This window comes from Paraburkholderia sediminicola (assembly GCF_046027825.1).
GTDB lineage: Bacteria > Pseudomonadota > Gammaproteobacteria > Burkholderiales > Burkholderiaceae > Paraburkholderia > Paraburkholderia sediminicola_D.
The window spans coordinates 1-693 of record NZ_JAQQDU010000250.1 but is presented as its reverse complement, the minus strand read 5'-3'; the positions used below and the strand labels follow the sequence as shown (position 1 = coordinate 693).

General features: G+C 64.1%; 1 protein-coding gene. It reads right to left on the bottom strand.

Annotated features, from left to right (window positions below; translation table 11 throughout):
• The coding region (locus PQQ96_RS42130) for an AMP-binding protein (protein ID WP_408303347.1) at positions 1-693 on the bottom strand (693 nt) is incomplete at both ends.

Genomic DNA, 693 nt, shown 5'->3' with positions numbered 1-693 from the left:
ACGTACAGTTCGCCCACCGCGCCGCGCGGCACCGGGTTCATGTCGTCGTCCAGCACGTGCAGTTGCAGATCGGCAAGCGCTTCGCCAATCACGCTGCGCGCACCCGCCCCCATCTCCGGTCTTTGCAGCAGGCGGTACGTCACGTGCACCGTCGTTTCCGTGATGCCGTACATGTTCACCATCGCCGGTGTCTGCGCACCGCACGCGTCGACCCACTCTCCCAGCAGCGACGGTTCAAGCTTCTCACCGCCGAACACCACTACGCGCAGTGAATCGATCGACGCGTCGCCCGCACGCCTGCACTCCATATCGTGCTGCATCAGCGGCACGAAGGCCGACGGCGTCTGGTTCAGCACCGTCACCCGTTCTTCGCGCAGCAGCGCATGGAAGGCGCGCGTGTCGCGGGCGCTCCAGTACGGCACCACCACCAGTCGCGCACCATGCACGAGTGCGCCGAACAGCTCCCACACCGAGAAGTCGAACGCATACGAATGGAACAGCGTCCACACGTCGTGCTCGTCGAAGGCGAACTGCGCACGTGTGGCCGACAGCAGTCGCGACACATTCGCGTGCGTGATGCCGACGCCCTTCGGACGGCCGGTCGAACCGGAGGTGAAGATCACATACGCAAGTTGTTGTGCGTCGATGATGACGTTGCAGGCATGTGACGGTTCGTTGCCCACATCATCGACC